Genomic DNA, 16544 nt, shown 5'->3' with positions numbered 1-16544 from the left:
TACGTAGCCCTTTACTGCTTGAGTTTAGGATCGAGCGCATCACGCAGCCCGTCACCCATCAGGTTAAATGCCAGCACCGTCAGCAGGATTGCGACACCAGGGAAGGTGACCACCCACCAGGCACTTTGTGCGAACTGCAACACGTCGGAGAGCATGGTGCCCCACTCCGGTGTTGGCGGTTGCGCACCCATGCCGAGGAAGCCGAGAGCGGCCATATCGAGAATGGCGTTAGAGAAACCAAGCGAGGCCTGCACGATAAGCGGTGCCAGGCAGTTCGGTAAAATGTTGATGAACATCTGGCGCATCGGGCTTGCACCCGCCACGCGAGAAGCGGTGACATAGTCGCGGTGGACTTCCACCAGCACCGCACCGCGCGTCAGTCGCACATAGTGTGGGAGCGCAACGAAGGTCAGTGCCAGCGAAGCGTTGACGATAGACGGGCCGAAGATTGCCACCAATACCAGCGCCAACAGCAGGCTTGGCAGTGCCAGCATGATGTCGACAATGCGCATGATGATGTTGTCGATAAGGCCACCGAAGTAGCCCGCAATCAGGCCAAGTACCACGCCCATAACCAACGACAGCACCACCACCAGGCAGCCGACCAGCAGCGACAGGCGCGCACCGTACATCAGGCGCGCCATGATGTCGCGGCCAACGTCGTCAGTCCCGAGCAGGAACTGCCAGCTACCACCTTCTTGCCAGACCGGCGGGTGCAGCAACGAGTCACGGAACTGTTCAGCAGGACCGTGCGGCGCGAGAACGTTGGCGAAGATTGCTATAAGGATCATCACGGTGACATACACCAGGCCGATGACCGCCCCTTTATTACGTTTAAAGTAGTGCCAGAATTCCTGGAACGGCGTCATTGGGACTGGCGCTGCGGCTACTTTACTCTCAGTGACTGTTTTTTCAGTTGATTGCGTCATGATGGCCCCTTATTTCTTATGGCGTATACGCGGGTTCACCACGCCGTACAGTAAGTCGACGATCAGGTTCACGAGGATAATCATCGTCGCAACCAACAATACGCCGCCCTGTACTACCGGGTAGTCACGACGTTGCAATGCATCAATCAGCCAGCGGCCAAGGCCCGGCCAGGAGAAGATGGTTTCCGTCAGGATGGCACCCGCCAGCAACGTACCAACCTGCAAGCCGATAACCGTCACGACGGGCAACATGGCGTTGCGCAGCGCATGAACCACGATAACGCGCATGCGGGTCAAACCCTTGGCGCGAGCGGTACGGATGTAGTCTTCGCCGAGCACTTCCAGCATTGACGAGCGAGTCATACGCACGATAACCGCTAACGGAATCGTACCAAGCACGATGGCGGGTAAAATCATATGCGCCACGGCGTCGATGAAGTCGCCTGGCTCGCCCCATATGGCGGTGTCTATCAGCATGAAACCGGTGAGCGGCAAGGTGTCGTCGAGGAATACCGTATCGCTAACGCGCCCTGATACCGGGGTGAGGTTCCAGTAGACGGAAACCAGCATGATTAACATCATACCCCACCAGAAAATAGGCATTGAATAGCCTGTCAGCGCAAGGCCCACCGAAGTGTGGTCAAACACGGAACCACGTTTAACCGCCGCCAGCACGCCAACCGGAATACCCACGGCAACGGCAAACATCATCGCGCAGACACCGAGTTCCATGGTCGCTTTAAAGCGTGGAACGAATTCGTCCCAGACTGGAAGACGGCTTTTTAACGAAATGCCCAGGTCGCCGTGCATCACACCCCAAATATAGTGGATGTATTGCTGCCACATCGGCTTGTCGAGGCCAAGTTCGGCCAACAACTGAGCATGACGTTCAGGAGAGATACCGCGCTCACCGGCCATAATCATCACCGGGTCACCGGGAATCATGTGCACGAAGGCGAAGGTAAGAAGGGTAATACCGATAAACGTGGGGATAACTAATCCCAGACGTCGGAGGATGAACTGCAACATAACCCGGATTCTCTGTAATCTCCCGCCCTAACCCTCATCTTTCAGGCCACAGGTGCGTTGGCTTCACTCAGTCACCCCAGTTACTTACTCAAGTAAGCTCCTGAGGATTCCCGAGCTTGCCGCCTTCCTGCAACCAGAAATCTGACGGTTAGCATAAATTGAGGCAGGATTGTATTGCTCACAAAAATTTCCACAAACCTGGAGGATGGCGTCGGGTTGTTGGACTTGTCGCCCTCACCCTAGCCCTCTCCCCCAGGAGAGGGAAAAAATCCCTCTCGATCTCCTCCCTCTCCCTAAGGGAGAGGGGCGGGGTGAGGGGGATATCTACCAGTATTATTCTACTGACACGTTCTCAAAGTGGTGTTTGCCCAATGGGTCAACCACGTAACCTTTCACTTCTTTGCGCACTGGCTCGTATACCGTGGAGTGAGCAACGATCAGCGCCGGAGCCTGATCATGCATCACGACCTGAGCTTGCTTGTACAGCTCGATACGCTTGTTGTGATCGTCAGTAGCACGCGCAGGTTGAATCAGCTCTTCAAACGGCTTGTAGCACCAGCGAGAGTAGTTAGAACCGTCTTTCGCCGCTGCACAGCTGAACAGGGTGGCGAAGAAGTTATCCGGATCCCCATTGTCGCCAGTCCAGCCCATCATGACAGCCTGGTGCTCACCTGCTTTGGCGCGTTTCAGATACTCGCCCCACTCGTAGGTTACAATTTTGGCGGTCACACCGACTTTCGCCCAGTCAGCCTGAATCATCTCAGCCATACGGCGAGCGTTCGGGTTGTACGGACGTTGTACTGGCATGGCCCACAGGTCAACGGTGAAGCCTTCAGCGTGGCCGGATTCTTTCAGCAGCGCTTTCGCTTTTTCAGGATCGTAGGTGTAATCCTTCACGTCATCGTTGTAACCCCACATGGTTGGTGGGATCAGGTTTTTAGCCGCAGTGCCTGCGCCCTGGTAAACCGCTTTGATGATCGATTCTTTGTTCACCGCGTAAGTCAGCGCCTGACGCACTTTTACGTCATCAAACGGTTTCTTCTCGGTGTTGAAAGACAGGTAACCCACGTTCAGGCCAGCCTGTTCCATCAGGTTGATGCTCTTGTCTTCTTTCATGCGCGCGATGTCAGCCGGGTTTGGATACGGCATAACCTGGCACTCGTTTTTCTGCAGTTTTGCGTAACGCACAGAAGCATCAGGCGTGATGGAGAACACCAGACGGTCGATCTGCGGCTTGGTGCCCCAGTAGCCCGGGAACGCTTTGTACAGAATGCGAGAATCTTTCTGGTATTGCAGCAGCTGGAACGGACCGGTACCGATTGGGTTCAGGTCAGTTTTTTCCGGCGTGCCGGCTTTCATCATGTTGTCAGCGTATTCTTTGGAAAGAATAGAGGCGAAGTCCATCGCAAGGTCAGCCAGGAATGGCGACTCTGGGCGCGTCAGCACGAACTGAACGGTATTGTCGTCCACTTTCTTAATTTCGCTGATCAGGTCAGATAAGCCCATGCCTTCGAAGTATTCGTAGCTGCCGCCAGAAACTTTGTGGTACGGGTTGTTAGCATTCTTCTGACGATCGAACGAGAACACCACGTCATCAGCATTCAGATCGCGTGTTGGTTTGAAATCTTTGTTGTCCTGCCACTTCACACCTGAACGAAGGTGGAAGGTATAGGTTTTGCCGTCTTCGCTAACTTCCCATTTCTCAGCCAGACCAGGGATGATTTCGGTGGTGCCGGTTTTGAATTCAACCAGACGGTTATAAATTGGCACTGAGCTGGCATCGTAAGTGGTACCAGAGGTGAACAGCTGAGGGTTAAAACCTTCTGGGGAACCTTCTGAGCAATAAACCAGGGTTTTTGCCTGAACGCTAGCTGCTACGGTCAGGGCCACCAGGCTCAGACCAAATTTCAGCATCCCTGACTTCTTCAAGGAAAGACTCATTCTTCTGCTCCGTTGTGATGTTCCCTTATTCATTCTTATTACCGCTTTGTTGGCTGACATAAGAAATCTATCGGGACATGTGTCGTGTTGTTTTTATCCGTTAGACCTTTGTTATTGGAGTGCGGTCCGTTCGGTGTGCCCGGAGGCGATGGTGAGACCAGGGGTTCCTTTCGTCAGGCTAGCTGTGTGGTAGTGCGGACTGTCCATAATTTGCCCCTCACGCCCTACAATCTGTCAATAGATGAGTAAAACGTCAATATAGGTAAGGGGGATTTACAACCGAGGTGAGAATCGGCGAACAAAGTTAAAAAAAAGCCTGTCGCTCTATTTCCAGCAGGGAAATTTATGCTACTGCCATGTTTATAGAATATTCCACTGATTAAAAGTCGACCTACAGTCGTATTCAGATGTGTCATTTCTGTAAAAATTATTGCCGAATGCTGATTATCTGAACGATATGTTTTGTGATCCACTTCTCTTACAGCGAATCATGCTGGTATGAAACATAAGCATCGAGGTAATAAACCACGATTTTCCATAACAAAATACAATGGAAAATGTCACAAAATCGTCCACACGAGGTTGATACAACGCAAACCGCGGCAGAAACCCACTTTTGGTCGTTAAACAGGTCGTCATGCCGGTGCGGATAACTGATGCCAAAAATTAAAAAAACTAAAGGAATATAAATAACAAGTCTATTTTAGTACGGAATAATTCTTGACCGTGCTACAGCATTATTAATATGTTTGAGTCTTTCCGCCTGGAATTAATATGTATTTACGCAAGGAATGCTTTCACAAGAAAACATCTAAAATTCTAATTAGTACCATTTTTGCAGGCTTATTAATTTCTGGGTGTGATGATAAGCAGCCTAAAGCTTCTGAAAGCGCCAGTGCCGAACAGGCAGACACCCGGCATGCCCTGTGTAGTGACCTTCCGAAAATCCCGGGGACTATTCAAAATGGCGATTTCCCATACTGGAGCGATAATTTAGCTGAAAGTGATATTAAAAATTACCTGAACACACTTTCCGATATAGAAAAAAACCAGGGGAAAACATTAATCTATTATTCACTCGCCCTTATTATTCATGCCAGTAAAGCAACACAAATAGTGAGCAAAGATACGTTTATCCCGGAAGAAGCACAATTACAGTTGGTGCAGCTCAATTCGCTGATTAGCGCGGCGCAAGAATGTTATAAAGCAGCGCCGTCATCAAATAATTCCAGCCTGATTCGTTATAGCTTCCTGCTCGATGCGGCTGACCAATACGACAAGTTATTAGCAGAACGCATTCAGCGACATCAGAATAGCGTTCCTTATACCGAAGGCGAGAAAGGCCAGATTGGCGGTGTCACTGAATGGATGGTGAAAGGCTCGGTGGGAAGAGTGACCCGCAGCTATAACAATGTGGTGAGCAGTTTTAATGAGCTGCATTAGCAATGCGGGTGTTTTGTCGGATGACGCTAACGCTTATCCGACCTACGGTTCGATTTTGATTTGGTAGGGTGGATAAGCGTTAGCGTCATCCACCATTTGCGCGAAACCCATAAACTACAGACGTAAAAAAACCCAATCTTTCGATTGGGTTTTCTTGAATTTGGTCGGCGAGAGAGGATTCGAACCTCCGACCCACTGGTCCCAAACCAGTTGCGCTACCAAGCTGCGCTACTCGCCGAATGCGGAGCGCATCTTACTGCGCACCGTTTTAGCCGTCAATCCCTGATACTTAAAATTATGTCCGTTTGATTCAAATTCCAGCATATGTGGCAAAAAAGTTACTGTTTCGCCTTGTTCGGCACATGGCACCAGTTGTTATTCTGGTTAATACCGCCGTCCGGCGATGTGTATCCCAGGCAACCCAAAATGGTGTCATACAACTCCACATGGCGGTGCGGCACTTTCATTTTCGCTTGTGCCTGCATGTGCTCAAACTCACGTGCCCGCTCCGGGTTTTCCAGATATTTATCGGAAGCCCAGACTAACAACGGTACACGGAATTGCTCAGGTGGCGCCATGTTACGTGGCGTACCATGCAGATGTTTCTTCTCATCAATCGATTCGCCATGATCCGAGGCGTAGAAAATAATCGCCCGTTTATCTCGTAACTCAGATATCACGCTATCCAGCACCGTGTCGGTGTACAGCACCGAGTTATCGAATGCGTTAATCAACTGCTCTTTACTGCACTCTGAATCAATACTGACGCACTCAGGAGCCCATTTAGCGAAGCTGCGCGGATAGCGTTGCACATAGGAGAAGTGCGAACCTTTAGTGTGCAGAATAATAAGATGTTTGCCGTCAGGATGCATATCAACCGAACGCTTCATCTCCTCAACCAGCAACATATCGTCGACTTGTTTGCCGCTGTTACGCGGTTCAGCAGCGATTTGCTCACGGTAAGAGAAGTTGTCTGCCATGGTATTACCGTAGAACCACACTTCACTTTGCATCGCAAACAGCTCAGAACTAAAGCCAAGTTGCTTAAGGACAGCAAACACGTTCTGTTCTTTTAACGTCCGCTGCGGGTTGTCTTCCGCGCCACCTTCACGCACAAACATACAGCGCAATGAAAGCTTGGTGGCGGTATCGCAGGATTCGCCACGGAAAGCGACGAGGTTTTTCTCTTTGGCGAGTTTTGGTGTGGTATCACGGTCATAACCCAAAATCCCCATGTGATCCCAGCGTGTCGTTTCGCCAATCACAAACACCACATAGGTATCATCCAGCTCTTTGGGCGCGACATAAGTGAACTTCTTTGCTGGATTCATCAGCGAGTTGTTATCTGTTGATTCATCAGCCTGAGCCCAGGCAAAAAGACCTAATGCGGAAACCCAATTTGATGGCAGATATGAGTTAGCGACCACGCCACCATAGCTCGGCATATCAACGGTCGAGCGTTTCTCAGTGCGGTTTTGTTGTTTATCCAACCAACGCAACGGCGCCCAAACCATCAGCCCGGCCAGCAGCACAATGGCCACATTTTTGATCCGTTGGCCCGGTGTTTTTAACTGATGAAGCAGCGTGTCACGCGTGTTGCTACCCCAAATGAGCGCCAGCGGGATAACGCTGACCAAAATCATCCACATCACGAACTGATAACCGACAATTTCTTTCGAAAGGTCGATATCGGTGGTCATGACCGAGGCAATAATCCCGTAGCCAATGACGACATTAAGTAACGTCATGTAGTAGCTGGCGGCAACAGAGAACACTACAACCAGGGTGGCGAAAATTCGCCAAATTGCGCGGCCAAACAACGATAACAAACGAAGCAAAAAGAAGGTGACCAGCACGCATGCCGCGATTTCAGCCAGCATAGCGACAGCTTTTAATCCGCTAAATTCCCGAATGAATCCTTCGAAACGATGGTAAAAAACCGAAAGGTTTAAAAATAGTCCGATGTACACCGCTAACAGTAAGCACAGCTTCTGTTGGGTCATCGATTTAACGTAATTCATGCAGTTGTCCGAAAAAATAAAGCAAAAAAAGAAATGTCATAAACACCACTCAGACTCCCTTTAGACTGGAAAATTCTGAGCGATGAAAAAATAAAGTCCCGTTCAGGACGATTATTAACCAGTTTTTGGAACGGATTAGTAGAGCATAGGGCTGGCAAAAAGTATCGGCAAAAATCCTAAACCGGGATGCTGTTTACATTTCTCCGCTCTGATTTACCGTTTTAGACGACATAACAATGAACAGACACAAGGAAGGATGACTTCGGGGATTTCACAATGAATTATGCCGCCGTATAACATCACGGCGGCATGGTTTGCGGCATTAATATAGGGTTATCAAGCGTGAGCTTGTTGCAGAACTTCTCGTGCCGGCGTACGGATAGTCGTGGAAATCGCCAGGGACAAAATCAGCAGCGCGAAGATAACGCAGAAGGTGACATAGAAGCCGCCAAAGACCGACGCGATAATCGAACCGCAGATGCTGCCAATACCAAACCCTAAGTAAATCACACCGTAGTTTTTAGTCAGGTTATTCAGCCCAAAGAACTCACTGACCAGTGATGGATAAACGGTGATGGTGCCGCCGAAGTTAAAGGCCACACAAGCTATCGCTGCGAAGAAAGTCGCTTCGTTGAGCGGGGCGAACAGCAGTGCCGCCATACCGACTAAAGAAATCACCTGGCCGATAGTGATAACGCGGATGCGGGCGATTTTATCAGACAGAATGCCAAGCACTAAACGGCCGCTCAGGTTAGCAATGGCGATAACAGTGACTGCGTTAGCCGCAGATTCAGCAGTCAAATGCACCATGCCCTGGGCAATATCTTTCGCTACACCAATGACATACAAACCACTCATGCAGGCAGTCAGGAACATAATTGCCAGCATCCAGTACTGTGGTTGACGCATAGATTCTGCAAGGGTGTAATCTTTTTCAGTCACACCATTCACTGTTTTCACTTCCTGCAATGGCGCATCTTTCATCAGCATTGAACCGAACAGAATCATCACCATTGCCAGCCCACCCCAAATCATAAAGGTGCTTTCAAGGCCAACGGTTGCCAGCAAATGGCTGTCGATATATTTAAAACCTAAGCTGCCGAGGCCGTATGAACCAATGGCAAGGGCGGAAATCAGACCTTTACGCTCCGGGAACCACTTCACGCAGTTAGAGAGTGTTATCAGGTAACCTGCGCCATCAGCGAGGCCTACCAGCACACCAGCGCTCAGCCATAACATCAGCAAGTTGTCGGAGTGAGCGGTCAGGAAGAAGCCGACACCCAGCAGCACACCAGCAGCCATCGTCACGTTACGAACACCAAAACGTTCCTGCAATTTCCCTGCGACGGAGGAAGAAATCGCAAGGCCAAGGCTTAACAAACCAAAGGAGAACGCCACCTGGCTGATTGGCTCACCCAGTTTTTGCGACAGCGCGCTATTGAACAGGCTCCAGGTATAAACGGAACCGAGGGCAAACTGAGTAATGATGGTGCCGATCAGAGTTAACCAGCGTGTACGGTTGTAGTTGGCATTATTCATGGCAGATGTCCGCAAAATTTAAGAGAAATCTTCTGCTGCCAAGAGTAACGAAGTGCATTTTATTCCAGGAGAAAAAGGCATGAGATGCACTCAGGCCGGAATGAAATGCCTCTGAGAGGGAATGAATGACCTGGACGTTGTCTTAATTTTTTGAACGGTTAGTAATTACTATCAATGGAGGCTGCGTAAACACTGATAATTAGATGTTAATTATCAGTGTTCAAGGTTAAATCAATGATCAGAATTTCGCACTAACGCCGACGTTATAAATATAGGCCTCGCCAGTGGTTAAACCTTCTGCTTGTGACATCGAAGCAAATGCCGCCATATTTTTACTAATTGGCATATCGGCACCGACGGTAATATCCATCCAGTTGCTATCCTGCCCCGACGCAGTATTCGCCCTCATCCCGGACGGGGCTTTCCACAAGTTCTCGCCGTACTGATGGTTATAGCTTACCTGTGCCCACGGGCGCAGATAACCGAGTGATGAATCTACCCGCCAGCCCACAGTGGACACGCTGGCATGCCACAGTTGATCGGTAAATCGTGAGCCAACCGCCGAATCACCGTACTCGTTATATATCCCAGTCGATGAGCTATCCCAACTGTACTTTGCGGTCGGCCCGGTGGTGAAATTTCCAGGCAAATCGATATTCCAGCCAATACCCAAAAGTGAGCTATCAGCTGTCACACTATCGTTGCCAGAAACGAGCAGCAGCCCCTCCTGGTTTTGGGAGGTAAACGAAGAATTAATCCGTTCTGCAAGAATATCGTTATAACTTGGTTGGTGACTACTGTCCCAAGTGTAATGATCCTGCATTTCGCCTGGAGCATCCTCAACAACATATTCTTGTTGCCAGGCAAATACATTCGTAGCATAAGACAGACAACACAAAGCCAGCACCGTGGTGAAAGTGACACGGCGACCACTGCATATATTTATGATCATTCAAGCGACTCCAGGAAAGAGCCAAATCCGGCGATATTTTTAGTCTTTTTGGCGGGCTTGCGGATAGCCCCAAAATAATTCAAGGTGCATCGAGGCGGCCAGAGAGCGAGTCCCGATGAACTTACATGAGTAAGTGATTCGGGTGAGTAAACGCAGCCAACGATGAGGCAACTTGAAGTATGACGGGGATAGCCCTGATTTAACTATTGTCTCTTTATCTGGCACGTCAAGTTGGCACGAGAAATTTCATCGAAGGAGAAACGTATGATTCGTTGTGGATGGGTGTCTCAGGATCCGCTTTACATGGAATATCACGATAAAGAATGGGGCGTACCGGTGACCGATGGGCAACACCTTTTCGAGATGATCTGCCTTGAAGGACAACAAGCCGGTTTGTCCTGGATTACGGTGCTGAAAAAACGTGAAAACTATCGTCGCTGCTTTAAAAATTTTGACCCGCAAGCCGTGGCGTTACTGCAACCAGAAGATGTCGACTTGCTGGTTCAGGACGCCAGCATTATCCGCCATCGTGGAAAACTAGAAGCCATTATCAATAACGCAAAAGCGTACCTCGCGATGGAAGCCAACGGCGAAAAATTCCCTGAATTTGTCTGGTCGTTTGTCGACAACCAGGCGCAAGTGACACAAGCCGCTACGCTTGCTGAAATCCCGACTACCACCCCCGCTTCAGATGCGCTATCCAAGGCACTAAAAAAACGTGGCTTCAAATTTGTCGGCTCCACGATCTGCTACTCATTCATGCAGGCCTGTGGTCTGGTCAACGACCACGTGACGAGTTGCTTCTGCCACCCTGATAATCTCAAATGATCCGCCGTCTACAACCCCATGAAATGGATGAGCTGATAGCACTTTGGCTTGCCAGCACCATTGATGCTCATCCGTTTATTAGCGAAAGCTATTGGCATGAAAGCGAATCCATCGTGCGGAACGTTTATATTCCACAATCGGTGACCTGGGTTTATCTCCAAAACGATAAAATAGCCGGCTTTATCAGCGTGATGGATTCACTGTTTATTGGTGCGCTGTTTGTGAGTGAACCGTTTATCGGCAAGGGAATTGGCACTGCTTTGATGGCACACGTCAAAAAGCAGTATCCCGCGCTGAGCCTTGAGGTTTACCAGAAGAATTATCGGGCAGTGGATTTTTACCACCACCAGGGCTTTCGCATTGAAGAAAGCGCCTGGCAAAATGAAACGCACCACCCGACGTGGATTATGAGCTGGCCGGAGGGAGAAACGCTGTAACCTCCGGAGCAGGGCCGAGATATTTTTCGGCCCACACCAGTGAAGAGTTCGCCGCGCAACCATTGGCGAGCCGCGAAGTCGGTATATCCAGCGTCAGCACGTTAACCGCACCGTTTTTACACAGCTTATCGTCATTCAGATCGGGCCATGCGCCCTGATGAATACAGACTACGCCCGGCTTGATGCCATCCGTCACTAAAGCCCCGACCAACACCTGCCCACGGGCATTCCACACCCGCACCAAATCGCCATCCGCAATACCACGTTCAGCGGCATCTTTAGGATGTAGCGTTAACGGCTCGCGTCCGGCAATGGCGTATTTCTCGCGTAGTGCCGCATAGTTAAGTTGGCTGTGCAAGCGGTGCGCCGGATGCGATGAAAGCAGTTGAAGCTGGCCTGCTGCGGCATTGCCCTGCCATTCATTCGGCGCAAGCCAGGTCGGGTGCCCCGGGCAATCAGCATAAGCAAAACTGGCGATGCGCTCTGAATAGATTTCGATTTTGCCGCTCGGAGTTTTTAACGGATTAGCCTGTGGATCGGTGCGGAAATCAGCAAAACGGATGAAAGCGGCGTTCTTCTCACTTTCTGGCATTTCTATCAACTGGTTAGATTCCCAGAACTGCTGGAAATCGGGTAGTTCTACTTGTTGAGCCGCTCCGCGCTTACGCGCAATTTCGTAAAACTCTTCCAGCCATTGCAGCTCGGTTTTGCCTTCCGTGAAGCGCGTTTCACCCCCCTCTTCCCAGAGAGCACTAAGCTGTGCAAAAACGTCGAAATCATTACGTGCCTCCGCCTGTGGTGAAACCACCTGCTTCATTGGCACCAGATGCTGGTTGCTGTAATCGCCAGTCATCGTCAAATCGTTGCGCTCAAAAGATGTGGTGATCGGCAACACAATATCCGCGTGTTTTGCGGCAGCCGTCCAGAAGCATTCGGAAATCACCACCAACTCAGGTTTCTGCCAGGCTTTAATCAGGCGGTTAGTGTCCTGATGATGGGTAAAATTGGCACCGCCCGCCCACCACAACATGCGGATGTCCGGGAAGGTTTTTTGCTGCCCATTATGCTGATACTCGCCACCAGGGTTTTCCAGCGCTTCCACAATGCGCGCCACTGGGATTTTTTCCACGGCATCAGTTCCATTCGCCAGCGCCCCCTGCAGAGACCCCAACACAGCCGCGCGACGCGTCGGATTACCGCCATTCGCAAAGTGATAAGACAGCCCAAAACCGCCGCCGGGCGTTCCAATCTGCCCAAGCATCGCCGCCAGCGTCACCAGCATCCAGTGTTTTTGCTCGCCGTACTGCTGGCGCTGCATTCCCCAGCCCGACATTAGCATGGTGCGTTTTTCACTAAATAAACGCGCCAGATCTTCGATGGTTTGCGCCGGTACGCCGCAAATCTCTGCCGCCCAATGCGCCGTTTTTGGCTGGCCGTCAGATTCGCCCAACAGATAAGCCGCAAATTTGTCGTAACCGTGAGTGCAGCGTGCCAGGAATGGCACATCGTGCCAGCCATTTTTTGCCAGCGTGTGGGCGATACCCAGCATCAACGCCACATCGGTTCCCATATTCGGCGCAATCCACTGCACTTTTTCACCGAGGAAATCCACCGTCTCCGATCGCATCGGATCAATGGCGATTACAGTTTTACCGCTAGCCTTCAGCTGTTCGAAATACTTCACCCCCTGCTCATCGCTGGCGTTCCAGGCGATCTTCAGCGTATTTAGTGGGTTAGCACTCCACAACACCACCACTTCGCTATGCTCAAGCACCAGCGGCCAGCTGGTTTGCTGTTGATAAACTTCATTGGAGCCAACCACATACGGCATGATGACCTGTGCCGCACCGGTCGAATAATCACCCAGATGCCCGGTATATCCGCCCGCCAGGCTCATATAGCGTTGCAGTAACGTCGCCGCTTTATGCAGCACACCATTGGAGCGCCAGCCGTAGGAACCGGCAAAAATAGCGGCTGCACCATAAGTCTGGCGAATGCGTTGATGCTGCTGGTGAATGAGTTGCAGCGCTTCATCCCAGCTAATCCGCACATATTCATCCTCACCACGCACACCCTGTGGTGCATCGGGTGATGCCAGGAAACCTTTTCGGGCCATCGGAAATTGCACACGAGCCTTACTGTGGACCTGGTCCGGAACCGCACTTTGCAATGAATTCTCATGCCCGGTTTCCAGTGCGCCAGTGGAACTGAGGACACGCTCGCCGTCCGTTTCAACCAGCATCGGGCCCCAGTGTGCGGCCGTGAGAATTTTCTTGTTTGGTGAGAATGCGCTAGCCAATTTGGGCTCCCGTGTTTGCAGGTAATGGGCATGTGGCGATCTAATGACCACTCGATATTTTGTTTACAAATTCAGACGACTCTATAGAAACATCGACATATTCACACGGCATAATCAACCGCCGCTTAGCATGCGGTTGCTTTATTTAATTCACCAAGGAAATAAGATGAAAAAACGCGTCATGATGATTGCCGCCATAGTTTGCGGCACGTTAGCAGTTTCTGGCTGTACTACCAACCCTTACACCGGCGAGCGTGAAGCTGGAAAAGCGGGTGTCGGAGCAGGTCTTGGCTCACTGGTAGGTGCTGGCATCGGCGCTCTTTCCTCATCGAAAAAAGATCGCGGCAAAGGCGCACTGATTGGTGCCGCAGCGGGTGCTGCATTAGGTGGTGGCGTTGGTTATTACATGGATGTGCAAGAAGCTAAACTGCGTGAAAAAATGCAGGGAACTGGCGTAAGCGTGACGCGTAATGGCGACAACATCGTACTTAATATGCCAAACAACGTCACTTTTGACAGCAGCAGCGCAACGCTTAAACCTGCTGGGGCGAACACCCTGACCGGCGTGGCGATGGTACTGAAAGAATATCCGAAAACTGCGGTTAACGTCGTGGGTTACACCGACAGCACTGGCAGCAACGAGCTGAATATGAAGCTCTCCCAGCAACGTGCCGACGGTGTAGGTAGCGCACTTATCACCCAGGGCGTGGCAGCTAACCGTGTACGCACCACCGGTGCAGGCCCGGCGAACCCAATTGCCAGCAACAGCACTGCTGAAGGCAAAGCGCAGAATCGCCGCGTAGAAATTACATTGAGCCCATTAGCTTAATCTTTGGCTTTCTCGCCCCGGCCATATGTCGGGGCGATGATTTTCCATCCTGGTATAAACCCAAAAATTCACATCGGTGGCGTAAGCCCGTTTTTGCCAGCAGAAATACCACGCGCCACCAACTGGCCTTTATCGTCTTTCGCAGCATGTACCATCACTTTGGTACCGGGTTGCAGCAAGTTTCGTGAGCCTGGGGTAATCAAGACGACGGGTACATCGTCCGGCACAATCACCGTTTTCTCCATGTCTTTAACCTTCACTGTCATGGTGCGGCCCTGGCTATTCACCAGTTTACCCACCGTCCCGTTCGTCATGGTATTCACGTTACCATCTGCAGATTCAAAGGGATTAAAGCCTTCGCCTGAGCCACGCAAGCTTGGGGCAAACACATGGACTTCCAGCGCCTTCAGCGTACCATCAGCCTGCTGGACAGCAGCCGTGCCAATAAAACTATCAGGCTTGATATCACTGATTTTGGCCTCGCTGATGCTGTTCACTTTGGTTTTGTCTGTCAAAACCACATCGAGCTTTTCCCCCTGTCGGGTGGTGATGATGACTGAATGGTCATTCACCGAATCAATTGTTCCGCGAATTGGCCTAATGACATTATCAACTTGAGCCGCCACAACTCCCGTACTCAGCATCAGAACACTGAGCAATAAAGCGGACAAACGATGCTTTAGCATGTCTCTCTCCTGTTTTCAGCGAATGAATAATTAGCAAGCTCATTAAGGGTAATTCGTGAATGAAAATCGGGGAGGAAAGTGGCGTGAAAGAGTGTGTTTAAAGATTTCGTCGAATCGTGTTACGGCTGGCAGTCGCGACTAAACTATCGTGATACGCTGCGTGAATTCGATAACCACCGTGCTGGTTCAGGAAACAATATGGCTTATAAATACGCTTTGATATTGCTTATCCCGCTCACCATTATTGGCTGCTCATCGACTGATACTTCAGGCTATGACGGGCATAAAACTATTAGTCCGACAGAGACTAACGAGGCATTAATGATGCGCTCGCAATATCCGGATCAGTATTATGGCCGTGAAAATTTAACCACTGAGCAGCGCAGAGAAATAAGTGAGAAAATGCGTGCAGACAGGCTGGAAGCACGAGGACGGCAGGATAACAGCACCGACAGCGGCGATGGTTTCGGGCAATCCGTTCCCCAGGGGTTTTACAACTAAGTCAATTTCAGAACCTACAAAAACAAAAAACCCCGCTGGTGAGGCGAGGTTTTTTGTTTTTGCTGCTAGTGCTTTTACTGCTTCGCACACCAGATCACATCAACCTCCAAAATATACGACGAAACCCACCCAGGTGCAAATACTTGCTGCTAATGTGAACAACGCATAAATCTGTGGCTTGCGAAGCTGTTCGCATTTTCATCTTTCACCTGTTTATTTATACAGTACAATGGATATACTGAGTGTGTTGAATGTGATGTGCTCTGAGGCCGCAAACCGCCGCGCAATTTAAGTCCTGGCTGAAACGGGTGGTGCCGTCAGTGCCTTAACCTCAGAGGAGCACATCGGATCACCTCAACAAATTCAGCAGGCAACAGGCAGCGGAAAGGCTCGTCGGCTGAAAGTGCTCCTGGCCACAGGAGAAAGCGTATGGGCTTGATGGAACTGGCAATTGCGTTTCTGAAACTCATGGTTGCCTTGCTGCAACTGCTTGAACTTGCCATGAAATACTTCAAGTAATTCATGGCCTTCAAGCCGCACCAAAAGGAGGCGGGAAACCGCCTCCTTTTAATAAAAAAGCTATACATCTTCCCAGGCGGGTAATCTGTAATACCACCGACTTAAGGCGTAATACATGGTCATTATTAAACCGAACGTCACTCCCGCTGACAGTATTTTCAACAATATACCTTCAGCACTATCTCCATCATGACGCCATTGCAGAAACCACATAATTCCCCCCACAGCACGCCAAAGTAGAGGCTGAAGTTCAGGAAAGTCATGTAAAAAGGAACAAAATGAGGAGGCCGGCACCTGAAATTAAAACGCCAGAGCAAATTGACATAGAGTGGAGCATAAGTGCTTTTCCACATCCCTGTTTTGGCAAGTAAATTGAGCGCACGTTGTTTCTTCGCTTCGAAATCCATCCCTGCGTATCTCCTGATAATCATTTTTAACTTCAAAGATATATCTCGTCTTTAGATCGCACTGCGGCACATCACTCATTTCTGGCAACAAAAATTGCCGTTCAGGCTTTAAAAGCTGCCATTAAATCCCCTATCAAAAAGCATGACACCATAGGGCTTCATTATCTTTGTGTGGTAGATTCCT

The 16544-nt window shown here is 50.2% G+C and carries 14 protein-coding genes, 1 tRNA gene and 1 pseudogene; 6 read left to right on the top strand and 10 right to left on the bottom strand.

Annotation, left to right across the window (positions count from 1 at the left end):
- Positions 1–11 precede the first annotated feature (11 nt).
- From dppC to dppA, 3 genes are all read right to left on the bottom strand, one after another.
- Positions 12–929: a dipeptide ABC transporter permease DppC gene (dppC, locus tag D8682_RS15875; RefSeq protein ID WP_064542163.1), complete on the bottom strand. Its 918-nt coding sequence runs from the start codon at positions 927–929 to the stop codon at positions 12–14.
- 9 nt (positions 930–938) lie between these two features.
- Positions 939–1958 carry a dipeptide ABC transporter permease DppB gene (gene dppB, locus D8682_RS15870; RefSeq protein WP_064542160.1) on the bottom strand — a complete coding sequence of 340 codons (1020 nt, stop codon included), beginning with the start codon at positions 1956–1958 and terminating at the stop codon, positions 939–941.
- A 333-nt stretch (positions 1959–2291) separates the two neighbouring features.
- On the bottom strand, positions 2292–3899 hold the full coding sequence (gene dppA / locus D8682_RS15865) for a dipeptide ABC transporter periplasmic-binding protein DppA (protein WP_064542157.1): 1608 nt from the start codon (positions 3897–3899) through the stop codon (positions 2292–2294).
- Between the two features lie 774 nt (positions 3900–4673).
- Here dppA and D8682_RS15860 point away from each other — a divergent pair.
- The gene (locus D8682_RS15860; protein ID WP_064542154.1) at positions 4674–5342 is read left to right on the top strand and encodes a DUF3829 domain-containing protein; all 669 of its coding nucleotides are present in this window, start codon (positions 4674–4676) and stop codon (positions 5340–5342) included.
- A gap of 161 nt (positions 5343–5503) precedes the next feature.
- Here the strand turns inward: D8682_RS15860 and D8682_RS15855 are convergent.
- The 4 genes from D8682_RS15855 to D8682_RS15840 form a co-directional block, all read right to left on the bottom strand.
- A tRNA-Pro gene (locus tag D8682_RS15855) sits at positions 5504–5580 on the bottom strand.
- A 100-nt stretch (positions 5581–5680) separates the two neighbouring features.
- A complete protein-coding gene (eptB, locus tag D8682_RS15850) occupies positions 5681–7363 on the bottom strand; it encodes a kdo(2)-lipid A phosphoethanolamine 7''-transferase (protein ID WP_121814674.1) in 1683 nt (560 codons plus the stop codon).
- A 336-nt stretch (positions 7364–7699) separates the two neighbouring features.
- Positions 7700–8902 (bottom strand): MFS transporter, encoded by a 1203-nt coding sequence (locus D8682_RS15845; protein ID WP_064542146.1) that lies wholly within the window; start codon positions 8900–8902, stop codon positions 7700–7702.
- A gap of 238 nt (positions 8903–9140) precedes the next feature.
- Positions 9141–9854: an autotransporter domain-containing protein gene (locus tag D8682_RS15840; protein WP_121814673.1), complete on the bottom strand. Its 714-nt coding sequence runs from the start codon at positions 9852–9854 to the stop codon at positions 9141–9143.
- Between the two features lie 264 nt (positions 9855–10118).
- Here D8682_RS15840 and tag point away from each other — a divergent pair, with 264 nt between their 5' ends.
- Positions 10119–10682 carry a DNA-3-methyladenine glycosylase I gene (gene tag, locus D8682_RS15835; protein ID WP_121814672.1) on the top strand — a complete coding sequence of 188 codons (564 nt, stop codon included), beginning with the start codon at positions 10119–10121 and terminating at the stop codon, positions 10680–10682.
- A complete protein-coding gene (locus tag D8682_RS15830; RefSeq protein WP_064542137.1) occupies positions 10679–11119 on the top strand; it encodes an N-acetyltransferase in 441 nt (146 codons plus the stop codon). The genes tag and D8682_RS15830 overlap by 4 nt, the downstream gene beginning before the upstream one ends.
- Here the strand turns inward: D8682_RS15830 and D8682_RS15825 are convergent.
- Positions 11088–13418: a molybdopterin guanine dinucleotide-containing S/N-oxide reductase gene (locus D8682_RS15825; protein ID WP_121814671.1), complete on the bottom strand. Its 2331-nt coding sequence runs from the start codon at positions 13416–13418 to the stop codon at positions 11088–11090. The genes D8682_RS15830 and D8682_RS15825 overlap by 32 nt on opposite strands.
- Before the next feature lie 166 nt (positions 13419–13584).
- Between D8682_RS15825 and D8682_RS15820 the strand changes: the two genes are divergently transcribed.
- Positions 13585–14247, top strand: coding sequence for an OmpA family lipoprotein (locus tag D8682_RS15820; RefSeq protein WP_064542132.1), 663 nt, complete (start codon positions 13585–13587; stop codon positions 14245–14247).
- A gap of 68 nt (positions 14248–14315) precedes the next feature.
- Here D8682_RS15820 and D8682_RS15815 read toward each other — a convergent pair whose 3' ends face one another.
- Positions 14316–14933 (bottom strand): DUF5666 domain-containing protein, encoded by a 618-nt coding sequence (locus D8682_RS15815; RefSeq protein WP_064542129.1) that lies wholly within the window; start codon positions 14931–14933, stop codon positions 14316–14318.
- Between the two features lie 93 nt (positions 14934–15026).
- Between D8682_RS15815 and D8682_RS15810 the strand changes: the two genes are divergently transcribed.
- On the top strand, positions 15027–15434 hold the full coding sequence (locus D8682_RS15810) for a hypothetical protein (RefSeq protein ID WP_238392772.1): 408 nt from the start codon (positions 15027–15029) through the stop codon (positions 15432–15434).
- Between the two features lie 429 nt (positions 15435–15863).
- Complete coding sequence (locus D8682_RS26770) at positions 15864–15953, top strand: type I toxin-antitoxin system toxin TisB (protein ID WP_157092911.1); 90 nt, start codon at positions 15864–15866, stop codon at positions 15951–15953.
- A 60-nt stretch (positions 15954–16013) separates the two neighbouring features.
- Here the strand turns inward: D8682_RS26770 and D8682_RS15800 are convergent.
- A pseudogene (locus D8682_RS15800) lies at positions 16014–16306 on the bottom strand (DUF6404 family protein).
- Positions 16307–16544: the final 238 nt, after the last annotated feature.

The sequence above is a fragment of the Buttiauxella sp. 3AFRM03 genome, assembly GCF_003675305.1.
GTDB classification, from domain to species: Bacteria; Pseudomonadota; Gammaproteobacteria; order Enterobacterales; family Enterobacteriaceae; genus Buttiauxella; species Buttiauxella ferragutiae.
The sequence above is the reverse complement of the archived record's forward strand: the minus strand, read 5'-3'. Positions and strand labels throughout refer to the sequence as shown.